This is a genomic window from Gordonia sp. (in: high G+C Gram-positive bacteria) (genome assembly GCF_047600565.1).
Taxonomy (GTDB): Bacteria; Actinomycetota; Actinomycetes; order Mycobacteriales; family Mycobacteriaceae; genus Gordonia.
Genome location: NZ_JASGKN010000001.1, coordinates 1,724,512 through 1,740,781, shown reverse-complemented (window position 1 = coordinate 1,740,781; position 16,270 = coordinate 1,724,512). Strand labels below are relative to the sequence as shown.

At 70.2% G+C, this 16,270-nt stretch carries 17 protein-coding genes; 12 read left to right on the top strand and 5 right to left on the bottom strand.

Annotated elements, in window-relative coordinates; translation table 11 throughout:
- The first annotated feature begins 63 nt into the window (after nt 1-63).
- Entirely contained in the window at nt 64-1,779 is a 1,716-nt protein-coding gene (locus tag QM774_RS08510) for a hypothetical protein (protein WP_414975467.1), read from the top strand.
- A gap of 70 nt (nt 1,780-1,849) precedes the next feature.
- On the opposite strand, the gene QM774_RS08505 is transcribed toward QM774_RS08510, so the two are convergent.
- The gene (locus QM774_RS08505; protein WP_414975466.1) at nt 1,850-2,935 is read right to left on the bottom strand and encodes a M23 family metallopeptidase; all 1,086 of its coding nucleotides are present in this window, start codon (nt 2,933-2,935) and stop codon (nt 1,850-1,852) included.
- 279 nt (nt 2,936-3,214) lie between these two features.
- Between QM774_RS08505 and sucC the strand changes: the two genes are divergently transcribed.
- The 10 genes from sucC to purH all read left to right on the top strand — a co-directional run bounded on the left by sucC (nt 3,215) and on the right by purH (nt 12,769).
- Nucleotides 3,215-4,378 carry an ADP-forming succinate--CoA ligase subunit beta gene (sucC, locus tag QM774_RS08500; RefSeq protein WP_414975465.1) on the top strand — a complete coding sequence of 388 codons (1,164 nt, stop codon included), beginning with the start codon at nt 3,215-3,217 and terminating at the stop codon, nt 4,376-4,378.
- Between the two features lie 11 nt (nt 4,379-4,389).
- Nucleotides 4,390-5,292 (top strand): succinate--CoA ligase subunit alpha, encoded by a 903-nt coding sequence (sucD, locus tag QM774_RS08495; RefSeq protein ID WP_414975464.1) that lies wholly within the window; start codon nt 4,390-4,392, stop codon nt 5,290-5,292.
- Between the two features lie 118 nt (nt 5,293-5,410).
- Nucleotides 5,411-6,073, top strand: a complete 663-nt coding sequence (locus tag QM774_RS08490) for a hypothetical protein (protein ID WP_414975463.1) — start codon at nt 5,411-5,413, stop codon at nt 6,071-6,073.
- Complete coding sequence (locus tag QM774_RS08485) at nt 6,070-6,522, top strand: RDD family protein (protein WP_414975462.1); 453 nt, start codon at nt 6,070-6,072, stop codon at nt 6,520-6,522. Before QM774_RS08490 ends, QM774_RS08485 begins: the two co-directional genes overlap by 4 nt.
- Nucleotides 6,523-6,567: 45 nt before the next feature.
- Nucleotides 6,568-7,185, top strand: a complete 618-nt coding sequence (locus QM774_RS08480; RefSeq protein ID WP_414975461.1) for a DUF5336 domain-containing protein — start codon at nt 6,568-6,570, stop codon at nt 7,183-7,185.
- A complete protein-coding gene (locus tag QM774_RS08475) occupies nt 7,182-8,018 on the top strand; it encodes an HpcH/HpaI aldolase/citrate lyase family protein (RefSeq protein WP_414975460.1) in 837 nt (278 codons plus the stop codon). Before QM774_RS08480 ends, QM774_RS08475 begins: the two co-directional genes overlap by 4 nt.
- An 82-nt stretch (nt 8,019-8,100) precedes the next feature.
- Nucleotides 8,101-8,988: a DUF5336 domain-containing protein gene (locus QM774_RS08470; protein ID WP_414975459.1), complete on the top strand. Its 888-nt coding sequence runs from the start codon at nt 8,101-8,103 to the stop codon at nt 8,986-8,988.
- A gap of 107 nt (nt 8,989-9,095) precedes the next feature.
- Nucleotides 9,096-10,562, top strand: a complete 1,467-nt coding sequence (locus QM774_RS08465; RefSeq protein WP_414975458.1) for a DUF6350 family protein — start codon at nt 9,096-9,098, stop codon at nt 10,560-10,562.
- Nucleotides 10,563-10,601: 39 nt separating this feature from the next.
- Nucleotides 10,602-11,183, top strand: coding sequence for a phosphoribosylglycinamide formyltransferase (purN, locus tag QM774_RS08460; protein ID WP_414976623.1), 582 nt, complete (start codon nt 10,602-10,604; stop codon nt 11,181-11,183).
- A complete protein-coding gene (gene purH / locus QM774_RS08455; RefSeq protein ID WP_414975457.1) occupies nt 11,180-12,769 on the top strand; it encodes a bifunctional phosphoribosylaminoimidazolecarboxamide formyltransferase/IMP cyclohydrolase in 1,590 nt (529 codons plus the stop codon). The genes purN and purH overlap by 4 nt, the downstream gene beginning before the upstream one ends.
- A gap of 105 nt (nt 12,770-12,874) precedes the next feature.
- Here the strand turns inward: purH and QM774_RS08450 are convergent, their stop codons facing one another.
- The 3 genes from QM774_RS08450 to QM774_RS08440 are packed head-to-tail and all read right to left on the bottom strand — an operon-like array spanning nt 12,875 to nt 14,863.
- Nucleotides 12,875-13,579 (bottom strand): hypothetical protein, encoded by a 705-nt coding sequence (locus QM774_RS08450; protein WP_414975456.1) that lies wholly within the window; start codon nt 13,577-13,579, stop codon nt 12,875-12,877.
- On the bottom strand, nt 13,576-14,502 hold the full coding sequence (locus QM774_RS08445) for an ATP-binding cassette domain-containing protein (protein ID WP_414975455.1): 927 nt from the start codon (nt 14,500-14,502) through the stop codon (nt 13,576-13,578). The genes QM774_RS08450 and QM774_RS08445 overlap by 4 nt, the downstream gene beginning before the upstream one ends.
- A gap of 4 nt (nt 14,503-14,506) precedes the next feature.
- Entirely contained in the window at nt 14,507-14,863 is a 357-nt protein-coding gene (locus QM774_RS08440; protein WP_414975454.1) for a GntR family transcriptional regulator, read from the bottom strand.
- Between the two features lie 82 nt (nt 14,864-14,945).
- Between QM774_RS08440 and QM774_RS08435 the strand changes: the two genes are divergently transcribed.
- On the top strand, nt 14,946-15,353 hold the full coding sequence (locus QM774_RS08435; protein WP_414975453.1) for a YchJ family protein: 408 nt from the start codon (nt 14,946-14,948) through the stop codon (nt 15,351-15,353).
- A gap of 44 nt (nt 15,354-15,397) precedes the next feature.
- On the opposite strand, the gene QM774_RS08430 is transcribed toward QM774_RS08435, so the two are convergent.
- A complete protein-coding gene (locus QM774_RS08430) occupies nt 15,398-16,246 on the bottom strand; it encodes a hypothetical protein (RefSeq protein ID WP_414975452.1) in 849 nt (282 codons plus the stop codon).
- Between the last annotated feature and the right edge of the window lie 24 nt (nt 16,247-16,270).

Below are 16,270 nucleotides of genomic sequence, written 5' to 3'. Positions count from 1 at the left end.
AATCGTCCCGCCGGTTCGCGCTGTCTGCCGGCCGGCGACCCTGCGGATTGTTAACCTTCGGCCATGAGCACCCCTTACGGCCCCGGACCGTATCCGTCCGGCCCCCACGGTCCGTACCCGCCCGGTCCCCACGGACCTCACCCGTCGGGTCCGCACGCTGCGCCGGCCGCACCGTACGGCCAGCAGCCCTACGGTGCGCCGCCCGTGGGCCGGCCCTACGGTCAGCCGGCGTACGGACAGGTGCAGCCGTACGGCGGCGCTCCCGGACCGGCGCCGTACGGGCAGCCGGGCCCGGCCGGAGCCAAGTTCACCCTCTCCGACTTCGGCCCGATCGTCGCCGTCGCAGTGGCCGGACTCGCCTATCTGGTCCTGCAGGCGGTGTCGTACGTTCTGCTCGCGGTCCGGGTCGCGGACGGCTCCAGCGACGTCCTCACGTACGTGGCAGGCGCCGTCGGGGTCCTCTCGGTGATCCCGCCGATCGTGGTGGTCGTGAAGAACATCGACCGGCCCGACGGACGCGGCATCGTGACGGCGTTGCTGTGGGTGGTCGCGGCCGGTGCCGTGGTGCAGAACCTGGACTTCGTCCTGATGTCGTCGGGCGGCTACGGCTATGCGACCGCCAGCACCTATGGCCCGAGCATTCTGATCGGTGCCGCGATCGTCGCCGCCTGGGCGTCCGGTCGACGGGGCAGCCTGTGGTCGCTGGTCGCCGGAATCCTCGGCGGACTTCTGGCCTGGGCCGCCGCCATCATCGGCGGCCACATCCTGGGCGGCGCCGGCAGTGCCGGTTCCAAGAGTTCCTTCTACACCCAGGTGATCTTCGGGAGCATCGTGCAGTCGCTGCTCACCGTCCTGTTCCTCAGTGCCGCGGCCTGGGCCGCCGTCGGCCTCGACCGGGCCGTGAAATCGGTGTTCCGCACCCTGCCGGAGCCGCCGTCGGGCATGTGGACGTTCGTCGAACCCGCCGGACGTCAGGGCATCGTGTGGCTGGCCGTCACCGTGATCGTCGCCGTCCTGCGCATCGGATTCTTCGCCGCGTCCGGTGATCACCGCATCCACGAGGTCGGGGCCTGGGGCGGCGGAGTGCTGACCGTTCTGCTGGTGGGTGCCGCGGCCATCGCCGCGACCAAGATCGCCGCCAGCATGGAACAGGACAAGACCCGCCGCGGCATCGTGGCGGCCGTCTACGGCGTGGCGGCGTTGCTGGCCGTCGGCGGCGGCTGGGGTGTCGTGGCGAGTGCGAAGAATTACGGAGACATGGCGACCTGGGCGTCGTGGTGCCTGCGCGGCATGTTCGCGATGATGGCCGCCGGCCTGATCCTGGCCATCGTGAAGGTGCCGTGGGGCGCGGTCCTCGGCCTGTTGATGCTGGCCGTCACCCCGTTCGCGCCGTCCCCGGCGTACGCGCCGTCGTTCAGCATCGAGCACGGCAGCCGGAACGTGGCGTTCACGATCCTGGTGATGGCGATCGCCGTCGGCCTGGGCGTGATCGTCAGCCGGGCCACCGAGTCCGGTCTCAAGAGCGGCATCTTCGGTCCCGCGCAGGCGCAGCCTGCCCCCGGTCAGCCGCCGTTCTACGGTGCACCCGGGCAGGCGCCCGGCTATCCGGCCTACGGGCAGGCCCCCGGCTTCCCTCCGCCCGGGCAGCACGCTCCCGGCCGGCCGCCGACGGGATATCCGCAGCCGGGATATCCGCAGCCGGGTCACCCGCCGGCCGGCTACCCGGGCCAGGCTCCGCCCCCGCCGGGCGGACTCGCCGATCCGGAGTGGAACTCCTGAGACGCCGAGACCGACGAGAAAGGACCGGCACCCGTGAAGGGTGCCGGTCTTTTCGTCGGTTCGTCGGTGGTCAGCCGGTGTAGGCGGACATGCGCACGCCGTGCGCGGCGAGCCACGGTGCCGGGTCGATCTTGGTGACGCCGTTCTTCCACACCTCGAAGTGGCAGTGCGGTCCGGTCGAGAAGCCTTCGGAACCGACCAGGGCGATCACGTCGCCGGCGGTCACATGCTGGCCCTTGCTCACCAGAACACCCGAGCTGGCCATGTGGCCGTACATGGTGATGGTGCCGTCGGCGGCTTTGATCTGGATCCAGTTGCCGTAGCCGGACGCCGGGCCCGCCTCGACCACCTCGCCGTCGGTGACCGCGTGAATCGGGGTGCCCAGCGGGGCGGCGAAGTCCAGGCCGCCGTGGAAGGAGCCCCAGCGCTCGCCGAAACCCGAGGTGAACGTGTAGGCGCCGATCGGAATGGGCGACTCGTAGAGGGGCCGGCGTGCAGCGTTCTCGGCGGCGGCCTTGGCCGCGGCGATCCGCTTGCCTTCGGCCAGCTGAGCGGTGAAGCCGTCCATGTCCGAGGTGCTGGCGGCCGGAACCGCGCCTCCCTGGGCGTCGGCGGTCGAGGCCAGCGGCACCGGGGCGGCTTCCGGCTTCGGTGCGGCGTGCTCGGTCGGCTGCGTGCCGGAGCCGGCGACCGCGGCGGCGGCCGCACCCGCAGCGACCGCGACCAGCGCGGTCCGCGCCTTCAGCGCGGCCGGCGGGGTGGCGCGGTGCTTGGTCCGGGTGGTCTTGCGGGGGCCGGTCTTGACGGTGCCGGACTCGGTCGCCGGGGCGGGAGCCGCCGGGGCCGTCGGCTCGATCACCATCGGTTCGGCCTTCGTGACCGGCACGGTGTCGGTCACCGCGGTGGCCGATCCCCGGCGGGCCGACGAGGCGGCGATCTTCACGGCGGTGCTGTCGACGCGCGGCAGCGTGGTCACGGTGTCGGCGGTCGACGTCCGGGTACGGGACGGCTCCAGCGTGGTGGAGGAGAGGCCGAGGCGCAGGTCGCGCGGGGGCAACGGGATGTCGCGAGTCATCAGGCTGTCGATCTTGGCGTCGTCGGTGAGCACGGTGCCGCGAGCGCCGGCGGAATGCGCGCGTGCGGTCAATGCAGTCACCTCGATTCGGGCTCGTTCTGTCGTAACCATCTCGTTACCAACCCTATGAAAGGTAGCGGCTGGCGACCCCATCCGTCTACCTCCCGTCGATGTTCACGGCCCCTTCTCAGGTGCGAAATCGCTCTCACCGGGGGCGACGCCCGTACCGACGGGGGAGTGATCCATCGCACAAGGGGGAGGTCGGTGGGCACCGTCGTGCGTACGGGTCTAGAGTCCGATGCGGCCCGTTTTCACCACGAGACGGGCTTTCACAACCCAACACATCAGATGGTGAGCTGAATGGATCTCTTCGAATATCAGGCGAAGGAACTGTTCGCCAAGCACGGGGTCCCGACCACACCCGGACGGGTGACCGACACCGCTGACGACGCACGCGCTATCGCCGAGGAGATCGGCAAGCCCGTGATGATCAAGGCGCAGGTCAAGGTCGGCGGCCGAGGCAAGGCCGGTGGCGTGAAGTACGCCGCCACCCCCGATGACGCGCAGACGCACGCTGACAACATTCTCGGCCTCGACATCAAGGGCCACGTCGTCAACAAACTCCTCGTCGCCGAAGCCAGCGACATCGCCGAGGAGTACTACATCTCCTTCCTGCTCGATCGCGCCAACCGCACCTACCTGGCCATGTGCTCGGTGGAAGGCGGCATGGAGATCGAGGAGGTGGCGGCCACCAAGCCCGACCGTCTCGCCCGCATCCCCGTCGACGCCGTCAAGGGTGTCGACGTCGCGTTCGCCCGCGAGATCGCCGAGAAGGGCCACCTGCCCGCCGAGGTGCTCGACGCAGCCGCCGTCACCATCGCCAAGCTGTGGGAGGTCTTCGTCGGTGAAGACGCCACACTGGTCGAGGTGAACCCGCTCGTCCGCACCCCCGACGATCAGATCCTCGCCCTCGACGGCAAGGTGACGCTCGACGACAACGCCGACTTCCGCCACCCGGATCACGCCGAGTTCGAGGACAAGGCCGCCACCGATCCGCTCGAGCTGAAGGCCAAGGAGAACGACCTCAACTACGTCAAGCTCGACGGCCAGGTCGGCATCATCGGCAACGGCGCGGGCCTGGTCATGTCCACCCTGGACGTCGTCGCGTACGCCGGTGAGAACCACGGCGGCGTGAAGCCGGCCAACTTCCTGGACATCGGCGGCGGCGCCTCGGCCGAGGTGATGGCCGCCGGTCTCGACGTCATCCTGGGCGACGAGCAGGTCAAGAGCGTCTTCGTGAACGTCTTCGGCGGCATCACCGCCTGCGACGCGGTCGCCAACGGCATCGTCGGCGCCCTGAACCAGCTCGGCGACACGGCCACCAAGCCGCTCGTCGTCCGGCTGGACGGCAACAAGGTCGACGAGGGCCGCACGATCCTCGCCGAGGCGAACCACCCGCTGGTGACGCTCGCCGAGACCATGGACGAAGGCGCCGACAAGGCCGCCGAACTGGCGAGCAAGTAGAGGACGAAGGCATGTCGATCTTTCTGAACAAGAACAACAAGGTCATCGTCCAGGGCATCACCGGCGGCGAGGGCACCAAGCACACCGCCCTGATGCTGAAGGCGGGGACGAACATCGTCGGCGGCGTCAACGCGCGCAAGGCCGGCACCACGGTGACCCATGAGGACGCCGACGGCAACACCGTCGAGCTCCCCGTGTTCGCGAGCGTCGCCGAAGCCATGGAGAAGACCGGCGCGGACACCTCCATCGCGTTCGTGCCGCCGGCCTTCTCCAAGGACGCCATCATCGAGGCCATCGACGCGGAGATCCCGCTGCTGGTGGTCATCACCGAGGGCATCCCGGTGCAGGACACCGCCTACGCCTGGGCGTACAACGTCGACAAGGGCAACAAGACGCGGATCATCGGCCCCAACTGCCCGGGCATCATCACGCCCGGCGAGGCCCTGGTCGGCATCACGCCGAACAACATCACCGGCACCGGCCCGATCGGCCTGGTGTCCAAGTCCGGCACCCTGACCTACCAGATGATGTACGAGCTGCGGGACCTCGGTTTCTCGACGGCCATCGGCATCGGCGGCGACCCGGTCATCGGCACCACCCACATCGACGCCATCGAGGCGTTCGAGAAGGACCCGAACACCGAGCTGATCGTGATGATCGGCGAGATCGGCGGCGACGCCGAGGAGCGGGCCGCCGACTACATCAAGGCCAACGTCACCAAGCCGGTGGTCGGCTACGTCGCCGGCTTCACCGCCCCGGAGGGCAAGACCATGGGCCACGCCGGCGCCATCGTGTCCGGCAGCTCCGGAACCGCGCAGGCCAAGAAGGAAGCCCTCGAGGCGGCCGGGGTCAAGGTCGGCAAGACGCCGAGCGAGACCGCGCGCCTGGCTCGCGAGCTCATGGGAGACAAGTAGCGCCCTCGCTGCCTACGACGCCCCGGTGCCGGTCGCACCGGGGCGTCGTGCATCCCGGTGGCGCGCCGCCGGGGCTGTGACGCCACGGCGGGGCCGTCGTGTCGGGCATACTGGGGTGGTGAAATCGGCTGGTGACGACAGGCGCGGTCTGCTCTCGCACGTGCCCGTCGTGGGCGGTGTGGCCGAGTCGGTGGTCGGCGGCGTCGTCCATTCGGTGACCGGGACCGCCAAGGCGGCCACCGATGTGGCGCTCGCGGTCCCGCGCGCCGGTGTCCGGGCCGTGGTCGAGGAGGTGCTCGACGCCGTCGGCGACACCGACCTGACCGGCGTCCTGCTCAAGTCGATCGACCTGAACCGGATCCTGGCCACGGTGAACCTGGACGCTCTTCTGGCGCGTGTCGACCTGAATCCGGTCCTGCAGAAGATCGACCTGAACGCCCTGCTCGCCCATGTCGATCTGAACGCGGTCCTCGAACGGGTGGACCTGAACCCGGTGATCGCCCGCCTCGACATCAACCCGCCGGTCGACGGCCTCGACCTCAACAAGGTGCTCGACGGGGTGGACCTCGATCCGCTGATCGCCCGCACCGATCTGGTGACCCCGGCAGAACGCGTGGTCGACGGCATCGACCTGCCCGCCATCGTCCGGGAGGCCAGCTCCACCGTCACCACCGAGATGATCGACGACGTCCGCAGCGGCAGCGAACGCGCCGACGACCGCGTCGACCGTTTCGTCGGCCGCCTCCTGGGCCGCAAAGAACCCGCGGAGGACGATCGGTGACCGACGTGCGCACCGCCGGCATCGTGAGCCGCGTGATCGCCGCGCTCATCGACCTGCTGGTCGTCGTGGTGATCCAGGGTTCGATCTTCCTGGCACTAGCTCTCGTGCGACTGGCCGTCCACGTCGGCGGATTCTCGCTGCCCTCGTACGCGTGGCTGTGGGGGTCGACGATGTTCGTCGTGCTGTGCATCGGCTACCTCGCGCCGGCCTGGGCCGCATTCGGGCGCACCGTCGGTCAAGTGGTGATGGGTCTCGGGGTGGTCGGGCTCGGCTCGGGCCGGCGCCCCGGGTTCGTCCGGGCCCTCGGGCGTGCCGCGCTGTGCACGTTCGTGCCGATCGGTCTGCTGTGGGTCGCGGTGTCGCCGCGCCGCGCATCGCTGCAGGACATCGCCCTGCGCACCCGGGTCGTCTACACCCACGAACCCGTCCCGGCACTCGCAACGACCTGATCACGACCGGGCCACCCGCCGCCCGGTCGGTGGTTGAATACGGTCATGACCGATCACCCCGGACAGCAGTTCCCGCCTCCTCCCGGTGCGCGCCCCGGCCCGCCGCACGAGCCCGGACGGTGGGGACCGGTGCCGCCGTCCGTGCAGCAGACCGGCCCAATGCCGCCCACCGCCGGACCGTACGGGCCGCCCCGGCTCACCCCGGCCCGGCCCAACCTGCTGGCGTCGTTGCCGCTGCCGATCAAACTGGCCGTCGGCTCATCGATCCCCGGCCTGGTCGCCTTCGTCATGGGTTTCGTCTCGTGGGTGACCGTCGACTCGTCCATCGAGCAGCGCCTCGACAACTGGGCCAACCAGAACCCCGGCGACCTGGGCGTCCCGGCATTCCTGACCACCGTCTTCACACCCGGCTACTTTCTGCTCGGGCTCGGCGCCGCCGCGATCGCCGCACTCGGCTTCGTCGCCGTCAAGTGGCGCCGCTACCTTCCGCACATCGCGTTCCTGGTCACCGTCTGCTGGCTGGGCCTGATCGCCGCCGCCCTGGCGCTGCCGCCCGTGGTGGATCTCGGTGCAGGCGCGATCGTCGCACTCATCTTCGGCGCCATGCAGTTCGCCCTGATCGCCGTGGCCGTCGTCATGGACGGCCTGGCCGAGCGCCCGTGATCGGCCCGTGGGTGCCGACCGGACCGGCACTGCTGTTCTGTCCGGCCGACCGGCCCGAGCGGTACGCGAAGGCGCTCGATCGCGCCGACATGGTGATCCTCGATCTCGAGGATGCGGTGGCGCCCGACGACAAGCCGGCCGCCCGCCAAGCGCTGATCGACCACCCGCTCGACCCCGAGCGGGTTCTCGTGCGCATCAATCCGGTCGGCACCGTCGACCATCGTGCCGACCTCGAGATCCTCGACGAGGCCGGCTACCAGACCGTGGTGCTCGCCAAGACGGAGACCGCCGACCAGGTGTTCAGCGTCGGACGGCCGGTGATCGCCCAGGTCGAGACGCCGATGGGTGCCGTCCGCTGCGAGGACATCGCCGCCGCCGAGATGTGCGTCGGCATGCTGTGGGGATCGGAGGATCTGATCGACGGACTCGGTGGCCGGTCCAGCAGGTTCGGCGCCGACGAGACCCGCCCCGGCGCCTACCGCGACGTCCCGCGCTTCGTGCGGGCCCGCGTCCGCCTGGCCGCCGCCGCATTCGGCAAGACGGCCATCGACGCCGTCTACCCCGACATCGCCGACGAGGCCGGACTGGCCCGCGAGGTCCGCGACGCCGTCGCGCTCGGCTACGCCGCCACCGCCTGCATCCATCCGTCGCAGGTGCCGGTCGTCCGGGCCGGATACACCCCCACCGATGAGGAGATCGATCGCGCGCAACGACTGCTCGACGAGTCCGAGAAGCGGGACGGGGGAGTGTTCGAATTCGAGGGGTCGATGGTCGACGCTCCGGTGTTCGGGCAGGCCCAGGCCGTGCTCAACCGCGCCGAGGGCGACGACTGAGACCGCGGGGCAGGGGGCAGCGCCCCGACCACGCCTCGCGTAACGTGGGTTCCGTTCACCACCTCGACCAGGGAGATTCTCGATGACCTATCCGCAGTCCGGCCAGGGACAGCAGTACGGCCAGCAGTACGGTCAGGCCGCCGGCCAGGCGCCGCAGTACGGCCAGCAGTACGCCGGCCAGGCCGACCAGTACGGCCAGCAGTACGCGCAGGGCCAGTACGCGCAGGCCGGCTACGGCCAGCAGTACACCGCACCGAAGCCGCCGTCGCAGGGCGTCCCCGCCAACACCGCCACCATCCTCGCGGGCGGCGTCGCATTCCTGGGCATCATCGAGTTCTTCCTCGGCTTCCTCAAGGTGGGCAGCGGAGGCGAGTACGGCTACTCGGCCGAACTGTTCTTCACCCAGCTGGCCACTCCGTGGGCGCTGCTGTCCGTCGCCGGTGTCGCCGCCGCACTGTCGTTCGTCGTCGGCCGCAACAAGCACTACGCCGCCGCGATCACCGCGCTGACCATCGTGTCGGCACTGAACACCATCTTCATGTTCGCCACCGCTGACGGCGGCCTGGGCACCCCGGGCATCCTGCTGCTGGTGTTCTCGATCATCGCGGCCCTGCTGGCGCTGTTCTGGCTGCTGATCGAGAACGGCAACGTCAAGACGGCTCCGGCCGTCGCGACCGCCGGTGCCACCACCGACAGCCAGGCCGCGGTGGGCGCGTACGGCCAGCAGGCCGTCGACGCCTACGGTCAGGCCGCCCCGCAGGTGTCGGCCCCGGCCGCCCCTGCCTACGGTCAGGGCTACGGCCAGACCTCGTACGGCTCGTACGGTCAGGCGCAGGCCCCCGACGTGTCCGCCGAGTCGACCACCACGTTCAACCCGATGCCGGGTGCGCACGGTGCCGACGACGGTGCCACCACCACCTTCTCGACCGGTGCCCACACCGCCGACGAGCAGGCCGACGAGAACAAGTAGTCCTCGCCCGAACCAACGCCGCCGACCCTCGGGTCGGCGGCGTTTTTCGTCGGTCCACGGCGCGGCACCGACCGTGCCCGCGGCCCGCGTGCGAACCTCGAAGGGTCATGACCGTTTCGAAGCCTCCCGTCGCCGGTCCGCGCTCCGCCGGACGTTCCGCCGGCGTGCTCGTCTCACGGTTGCGGGAGAGCAGGCTGAGCCGCCGCACCCCGGGTCAGGCTCCGCGTGCCGCCACCTGGGACCTGTTCAAGGTCGCCCTCGTGGTGCCGGCGATCTGCTTCGCCGTGCTCGCCGTCGTCGTCACCCTCACCAAACTGCTCGCCGGCGGAGCCTTCGGCGGCCTGGGCGCCCAGATGGCGGCCGGCTGGCTGGTGCTCAACCAGGTGCCGCTGACCGTCGGCGGTGTCACGGTCGGCGTTCTGCCGCTGGTGCCGACCCTCGCCGTGATCGCCGGGGTCGCGTGGGTCACCGCGCGCGCCGCCCGCCAGGCCGAAACGCTTCCGGAGGTGGCCACCATCGCCGGTGCCGCCCTGGCCGGCCCGCTCCTGTGCACCGCGATCGCGCTCGCCGTGGTCGCCGAGGGCTCCTCGGTCACCACCATCGGCCAGGCGCCGCCGCTGCCGGCTTTCGGTCACACCCTGCTCGTGCAGGGGATCGGGGTGGCGATCGCGGTCGGTCGCCGCTGCCTGCAACCCCTGTTCGACACCTATGAGTTCCCGGTCGCCGACCGTGTCGGCGGCCGCGGCGGACTGATCGCGGTGGCCGGACTCGTCGCCGGCGGCGCGCTTCTGGTGACGCTGGGCCTCGTCGTCAAGTGGGGTCGCGTCCACGGCCTTATCGCCGAAGGCCACTCGTTCGACGGTTACCTGGGGCTCACCCTGCTGTCGATCCTGTACCTGCCGAACGTCGTGATCGCGGCCCTCGGGGTGTCCGTCGGCGCCGACGCCGATGCCGGCTCGGCGGTCGTGGACGCCATCAGCACGGTGCCGGGCACCGTGCCGCCGCTGCCGATCATGGGCATCATTCCGGAGACCTCACTCGGCTGGCCGGGTGGTTTCGTCTTCCTGCTCCCGATCGCCGTCGGCGTGCTGATCGGCTGGTACTGCCGCAGCGTGGACCCCGTCAAACATCTGCGTGCCGTCGCCGTCGCCGCCGCCGTGTGCGCGGCCCTCGTCGTGCTGGCCGCGACCATGGCCTCCGGTGGCGCGGGCGAACTCGGACGGGTCGGCGTCAGCGCGCCCCTCGCCGGCGTCTACGCGTTCGCCTGGATCGCCGTCGTCGGCGCCGTCACCGCCGGCGTGCACGCCCTGCTGCCGAGCACCCGGGCCCTGCGCGCCGACGAACCGTTCGACCTGGACGCGCTGCTCGAATCGGAGATGTTCGACGGCCTGGAGATCCTCGACGACGACGATCTCGACGCCGCCGAGGCGCCCACCGAGGTCCTCGACGCCGTCGCCGACGAGGACGCACCGGCCACCGGCGACGACTCCGTGGCCGACGCCCTCGCACACGATCCGGAGCCCGGGCGGCCGGTGAGCGGACCCGAGCCGGGCGACGAACCCGCCGGGCACTAATCTTGCGGTGTGAGCAGCGCGCGGACACCCATCGTGGTGATGGCTTCGGGGACCGGATCCCTGCTGGGCGCCCTGCTGCGCCGCGCCGCCGCTGACGACTCCGGATTCACCGTCACCGACGTGGTCCTGGACCGGGAATGCCCGGCCCGCGGGATCGCCGACGAGGCCGGGGTCCCCGTGCATGTGTGCGCCCCCGCCGACCACCCCGACCGGGCGGCCTGGGATACGGCACTGACCGGCACCGTCGCCGCCTGCGACCCCGACTGGGTCGTCACGGCCGGCTTCATGCGGCTGCTGGGCGCCGACTTCCTGGCCCGCTTCGGTGGCCGCGTCGTCAACTCCCATCCGGCGCTCCTGCCGGCGTTCCCGGGCGCGCACGGCGTCGCCGACGCCCTCGACTACGGCGTCAAGGTCACCGGTGCCACCGTGCACCTGGTCGACGGTGGCGTCGACACCGGACCGATCATCGCGCAGGGCACCGTCCCGGTGCAGCCCGACGACACCGTCGAGAGCCTGCACGAGCGCATCAAGAACCTCGAACGCGATCTGCTCCCCGACGTGGTGGAGCGTGTGGTCGCCCGTGGCGTCATCTCCGACGGACGAAAGGCATACATCCCGTGAACGCATCCGCGTCTGACTCCGGCCGCCGGCCCGTGAAGCGCGCCCTGATCAGCGTCTACGACAAGACCGGTCTCACCGATCTGGCGGCCGCACTGCACGCCGCCGGCGTCCAGATCGTGTCCACCGGCTCGACCGCCAAGACCATCGCCGACACGGGTGTCCCGGTCACCGAGGTGAGTGAACTGACCGGCTTCCCCGAATGCCTCGAGGGCCGCGTCAAGACCCTGCACCCGCGCGTGCACGCCGGCGTCCTCGCCGACACCCGCAAGGACGACCACCTCGCGCAACTCGAGGACCTCGACATCGAGCCGTTCGAGCTGGTGTGCGTCAACCTGTACCCGTTCACCCAGACCGTCGCCTCCGGTGCGTCGCCCGACGACTGCGTCGAACAGATCGACATCGGCGGTCCGTCGATGGTGCGCGCCGCCGCCAAGAACCACCCGTCCGTCGCCGTGGTCGTCGACCCGTCCGACTACGCGGCGGTGTCCGAGGCGGTCGCCGCCGGCGGCTTCACCCTGGCGCAGCGTCAGGCACTGGCCGCCAAGGCCTTCCGCCACACCGCCGACTACGACGTCGCCGTCGCCTCCTGGATGAGCGGTGTCGTCGCGCCGGCCGTCGACGAGAACGGTGAACCCGAGGAGTTCCCGGTGTGGACCGGCGCCACCTGGGAGCGGTCGACGGTGCTGCGATACGGCGAGAACCCGCACCAGGCGGCCGCCCTGTACGTGAGCCCCGACGCCGCGCCCGGTCTGGCGCAGGCGCAGCAGCTGCACGGCAAAGAGATGTCGTTCAACAACTACACCGACGGCGACGCCGCCTGGCGTGCCGCCTACGACCACGCCGAGCCGGCCGTCGCGATCATCAAGCACGCCAACCCGTGCGGCATCGCCGTGGGCGCCGACATCGCGGAGGCGCACCGCAAGGCGCACGCCTGCGATCCGGTGAGCGCCTACGGCGGCGTCATCGCCACCAACCGCGAGGTGAGTGTCGAGATGGCCGAGCAGGTCGCCGAGATCTTCACCGAGGTCATCATCGCGCCGTCGTACGCCGACGGCGCCGTCGACGTCCTGTCTCGCAAGAAGAACCTGCGCATCCTGATCGCCGCCGCCCCGAACCAGGGCGGCCTGGAGATGCGGCCGGTGTCCGGCGGCCTGCTGCTGCAGGAACGCGACGTGATCGACGCCCCCGGCGACGACCCGGCCAACTGGACCCTCGCCACCGGCGACGCCGCCGACGAGAAGACTCTCGCCGACCTGGTGTTCGCCTGGCGTGCCTGCCGTGCGGTCAAGTCCAACGCGATCCTGCTCGCCGCCGACGGCGCCTCGGTGGGTGTCGGCATGGGACAGGTGAATCGCGTCGACTCCGCGCACCTGGCCGTGCAGCGCGCCGGCGACCGTGCGAAGGGTTCGGTCGGCGCCTCCGACGCGTTCTTCCCGTTCCCGGACGGCCTCCAGGTGCTGATCGACGCCGGTGTGCGTGCGGTCGTGCAGCCCGGCGGCAGCGTCCGCGACAACGAGGTGATCGATGCGGCCAAGGCCGCCGGCATCACCATGTACCTGACCGGGGCCCGCCACTTCTCGCACTGACGCCGACGGAGCGGCGACGTTGACAGGCCATGGACGCTGAGTTCGACGGCACTTCGTTTCGACAAGCTCAACGAGCGTGACGCTCCTTGAGCTTGTCGAAAGGAGTCAGGGGATGGTGCGGCGCAGGATCCCGTAGCTGATCCCGGCGAACACCGCGCTCGCGCCCAGTCCGATCGCAGCGACGGTGAGCGGCTTGAGCGTCGCGAACCAGTGGCCCACCGACGCCCACGCGTCGGCCCGGCCGATGAAGAACGCGGCCAGCACGATCGCGGCCAGGATCGTCAAGCCGACGACCACCAGCCACAGCAGGCCGAACCTCTTGAAGATGTTCGCGGCCAGGAAGCCGACCACGAAGAAGAAGAACGGCGCGGTGAAGTACAGCAGCGCCGCCACCACCGGACCCTGACTCCAGATCCACGGCAGGTGGAAGAAGTAGCTGTCGAATCCCCAGCCGTGGGTCGCGTCCTCGATGGCGCCGCCGATCAGATAGATCAGGGTCAGCACCGCCGACGCCGCGGCCGCGGTGAGGAGTGTGCCGGAATAGAACTCGCGGCGGGTGACGCTGAGCGCCTGGGAGAACGGGAACGTCAGCGTCATCGCCTGCACGCCGACGACCGCCAGATAGTAGAGCGGCGCCTGGGCGCCGCCGCTGTACTTGGGCTGATGGGCGGCGTCGGTCACCGAACTGTCGATCACGCCGTTGATGGCGAGCGTCAGCGCGAACGAGCCGGCCAGGATCAGCAGCGGGACCCAGATGAAGGTGTTCCGGTTGATCAGTTGCATACGGACCACGTTGGCGGTGCGGTTCATCGCAGTGCTCCCTTCGTGAGCGAATCGGACAGGTCGCGTCCCCCGGCGTGCTGAGTGAGTCGCACGATCAGTTCCTGCAGGGACACCGAGTCGGTGGTCAGGCCGGCGGCGGACAGTGCCTTCCGGTCGTCGTCGGTGAGGGTGCCGAGCACGGTCACCGAGGCGACCGGGCCGAGGGTCTCGCGGTGGAGCTCCTCACGTCCCGCGGTGAACTCGTCGACCGCGGCGGCCGGGCCGACGACGGTGAAGGCGCGGCCCCGCAGATCGTCGACGGACTCGTCGATGATGATGTGTGTGTCGTCCACCACCAGGACCTGCTCGATCAGATCGGCGATCTCGTCGATCAGGTGGCTGGAGATGACGACGGTGCGCGGGTGTTCGGCGTAGTCGGCGAGCAGGCGGTCGTAGAAGATCTGCCGGGCCACCGCGTCCAGGCCGAGGTACGGCTCGTCGAAGAACGTCACCTCGGCGCGCGAGGCCAGGCCGATGATCACGCCCACCGCGGACAGTTGCCCGCGGGAGAGCTTCTTGATGCGTGTCGTCATGGGCAGCCGGAAGTCGTCGATGAGCTGCTGCGCGAGAGCGTCGTCCCAGTTCGGGTAGAACAGTTTCGCGATGGCGAACGCGTGCTTGGGTTTCGCGTCGTCGGGGTACTTCTGGCTCTCCCTCACGAAGCACATGCGGGACAGGATGCCGGCGTTCTCGTACGGGTCCTCGCCGAAGATCCGGGCCTCGCCGGAGGTGGCGAAGTTCTGGGCGGTGAGGATCGACATGATGGTGGTCTTGCCGGCGCCGTTGCGGCCGAACAGGCCGCAGATGGTGTCGCTGGGGATGTCGAAGTCGATGTGGTCGAGCACCGTGGTGTCACCGTAGATCTTGGTGAGGCCTCGGGCGCTGACGGCGGGTGCGGTCGGATGACTCATGGATTCACTCCTCGGGTCGGTCGCGGATGAGGTCGGCGACGTCGTCGGGGCTCAGGCCGATGCGGCGTGCCTCGGTGAGCAGCGGTCCGACGTAGCGGTCGGCGAAGGCGTTGCGGCGCTGGGCGAGCAGGAGCTCGCGGGCGCCGGTGGCGACGAACATGCCGATGCCGCGGCGCTTGTAGAGCACTCCTTCGTCGACGAGGAGGTTGATGCCCTTGGCGGCGGTGGCGGGGTTGATCCGGTAGAAGGCGGCCAGTTCGTTGGTCGACGGTGCGCGGGTCTCTTCGGGGAGGGAGCCGTCGACGATCGAGTCGGCGACGGAATCGGCGATCTGCTGGAACAGTGTCCGTCCCTCGTCCATATCGCCTCCTTCATTGGTTAGTTACTTGACTAACTAACCATGACACCTCGGGCGGCCGGCGTCAAGGGGTAGCGTTCGGCGCATGGACGAGCGCCTCGATCGGACGTGCCCCTGCGGCAGCGGCGACCCGTGCCGCGCCTGCTGCGGGCGCTATCTGACCGGGCTGGGGGAGGGCGGCGCGGCACCGACCGCCGCGGCCCTGATGCGCAGCCGCTACACGGCCTTCGCGCTCGGCGACGTTGAGCATCCGTCCGCCACCTGGCACCCGAGCACCCGCCCCGCCGACCTGCACCTCGACGACGACACCCGCTGGCTGCATTCGTCCGTGGGCCCCACCACCGGCGGCGGCCCCTTCGACCGGGCCGGCACCGTCGAGTTCACCGCCGTCTTCCGGGGCCCCGACGGGCGGGGCGAGCTGCGCGAACACTCCCGCTTCGTGAAGGAGAACGGCCGTTGGCTCTACGTCGACGGCGACGTGGGCGTGGTCTGACATCTGCACCCGCGTGCTCACGAGGGGAATGCTCCCTCGTGTCTTCACCTGGACGGTTTTCGTCCCACGCGCCGACGGTGCCGGTCGGCGTCGGTGATCGACCGGATGTCGGCGAGCACCTCGTCCCAGCCGTACAGGACGTCGGCGTAGGTGAGCCGGAACGTCAGGTATCCGCCGACGGTCGCCTTGCGATCCCGCCGGCGGTCGTTCTGGTAGTCGGCGAGACCGGTGTGATGCTCCTTCGAGTCGCACTCGATGATCAGGCGGCCGATACGGAGATCGGTGTGGCCGACGCCGGGGATCTTCGGTTGCACGACTACCGCGTAGTGCAGTGCGCGGAGGCGGAGGCGTACATAGGTCTCCGTACCGGACTGCGAATCCCGGTCGGTCTTGGCGAACAGGGTCAGCACGCGACCCGGGAGCCGACCCATCTCGGCGCGGACCGCCTCCGCCGACACCGTCATGGTGTTCTGCACCGAATCGCAGACGACGATCCAATCGTCATCGGGCATGCACCGCGCCGCGCATTCGAGGGCCGTGACGATCGAGTCGACCGCGTGCCGGCCCGTCGGCATCCGCGAATACGGGCGGCAACCGCCCGGGCCCCGCCGATGGCAGCGGTGATAGCCCGGCGGCACCCAGAATCCGTAGTACTTCAGCGCCGAGACGCACGACAGAACGCCGCCGTTCGTGATCGCTTCCGCGACCACCGGGTCGTGGCCCGGGGCCGCGTACCAGCCGCGCCGCAGCACGGCGAGGTCGCCGTGGCGCAGCCGCCTGCGGACCTCGGCCCGACTGATGCCGAGCTCCTCGAGTTCCGCCGATCCGTAGACGCCGTGGTGACCGCCGCCCAGTCCGGTGCCGAGGCCGGCGACGAATCCGTGGTTCTTCACGTGTCTTGGACGCAGGGGCGGGGT

Coding starts and splice junctions, on each gene's coding strand:
- QM774_RS08510 (WP_414975467.1), top strand. CDS start 64: ATGAGCACCCCTTACGGCCCCGGACCGTATCCGTCCGGCCCCCACGGT.
- sucC (WP_414975465.1), top strand. CDS start 3,215: ATGGATCTCTTCGAATATCAGGCGAAGGAACTGTTCGCCAAGCACGGG.
- sucD (WP_414975464.1), top strand. CDS start 4,390: ATGTCGATCTTTCTGAACAAGAACAACAAGGTCATCGTCCAGGGCATC.
- QM774_RS08480 (WP_414975461.1), top strand. CDS start 6,568: ATGACCGATCACCCCGGACAGCAGTTCCCGCCTCCTCCCGGTGCGCGC.
- QM774_RS08470 (WP_414975459.1), top strand. CDS start 8,101: ATGACCTATCCGCAGTCCGGCCAGGGACAGCAGTACGGCCAGCAGTAC.
- QM774_RS08465 (WP_414975458.1), top strand. CDS start 9,096: ATGACCGTTTCGAAGCCTCCCGTCGCCGGTCCGCGCTCCGCCGGACGT.
- purN (WP_414976623.1), top strand. CDS start 10,602: ATGGCTTCGGGGACCGGATCCCTGCTGGGCGCCCTGCTGCGCCGCGCC.
- QM774_RS08450 (WP_414975456.1), bottom strand. CDS start 13,579: ATGAACCGCACCGCCAACGTGGTCCGTATGCAACTGATCAACCGGAAC.
- QM774_RS08445 (WP_414975455.1), bottom strand. CDS start 14,502: ATGAGTCATCCGACCGCACCCGCCGTCAGCGCCCGAGGCCTCACCAAG.
- QM774_RS08440 (WP_414975454.1), bottom strand. CDS start 14,863: ATGGACGAGGGACGGACACTGTTCCAGCAGATCGCCGATTCCGTCGCC.
- QM774_RS08435 (WP_414975453.1), top strand. CDS start 14,946: ATGGACGAGCGCCTCGATCGGACGTGCCCCTGCGGCAGCGGCGACCCG.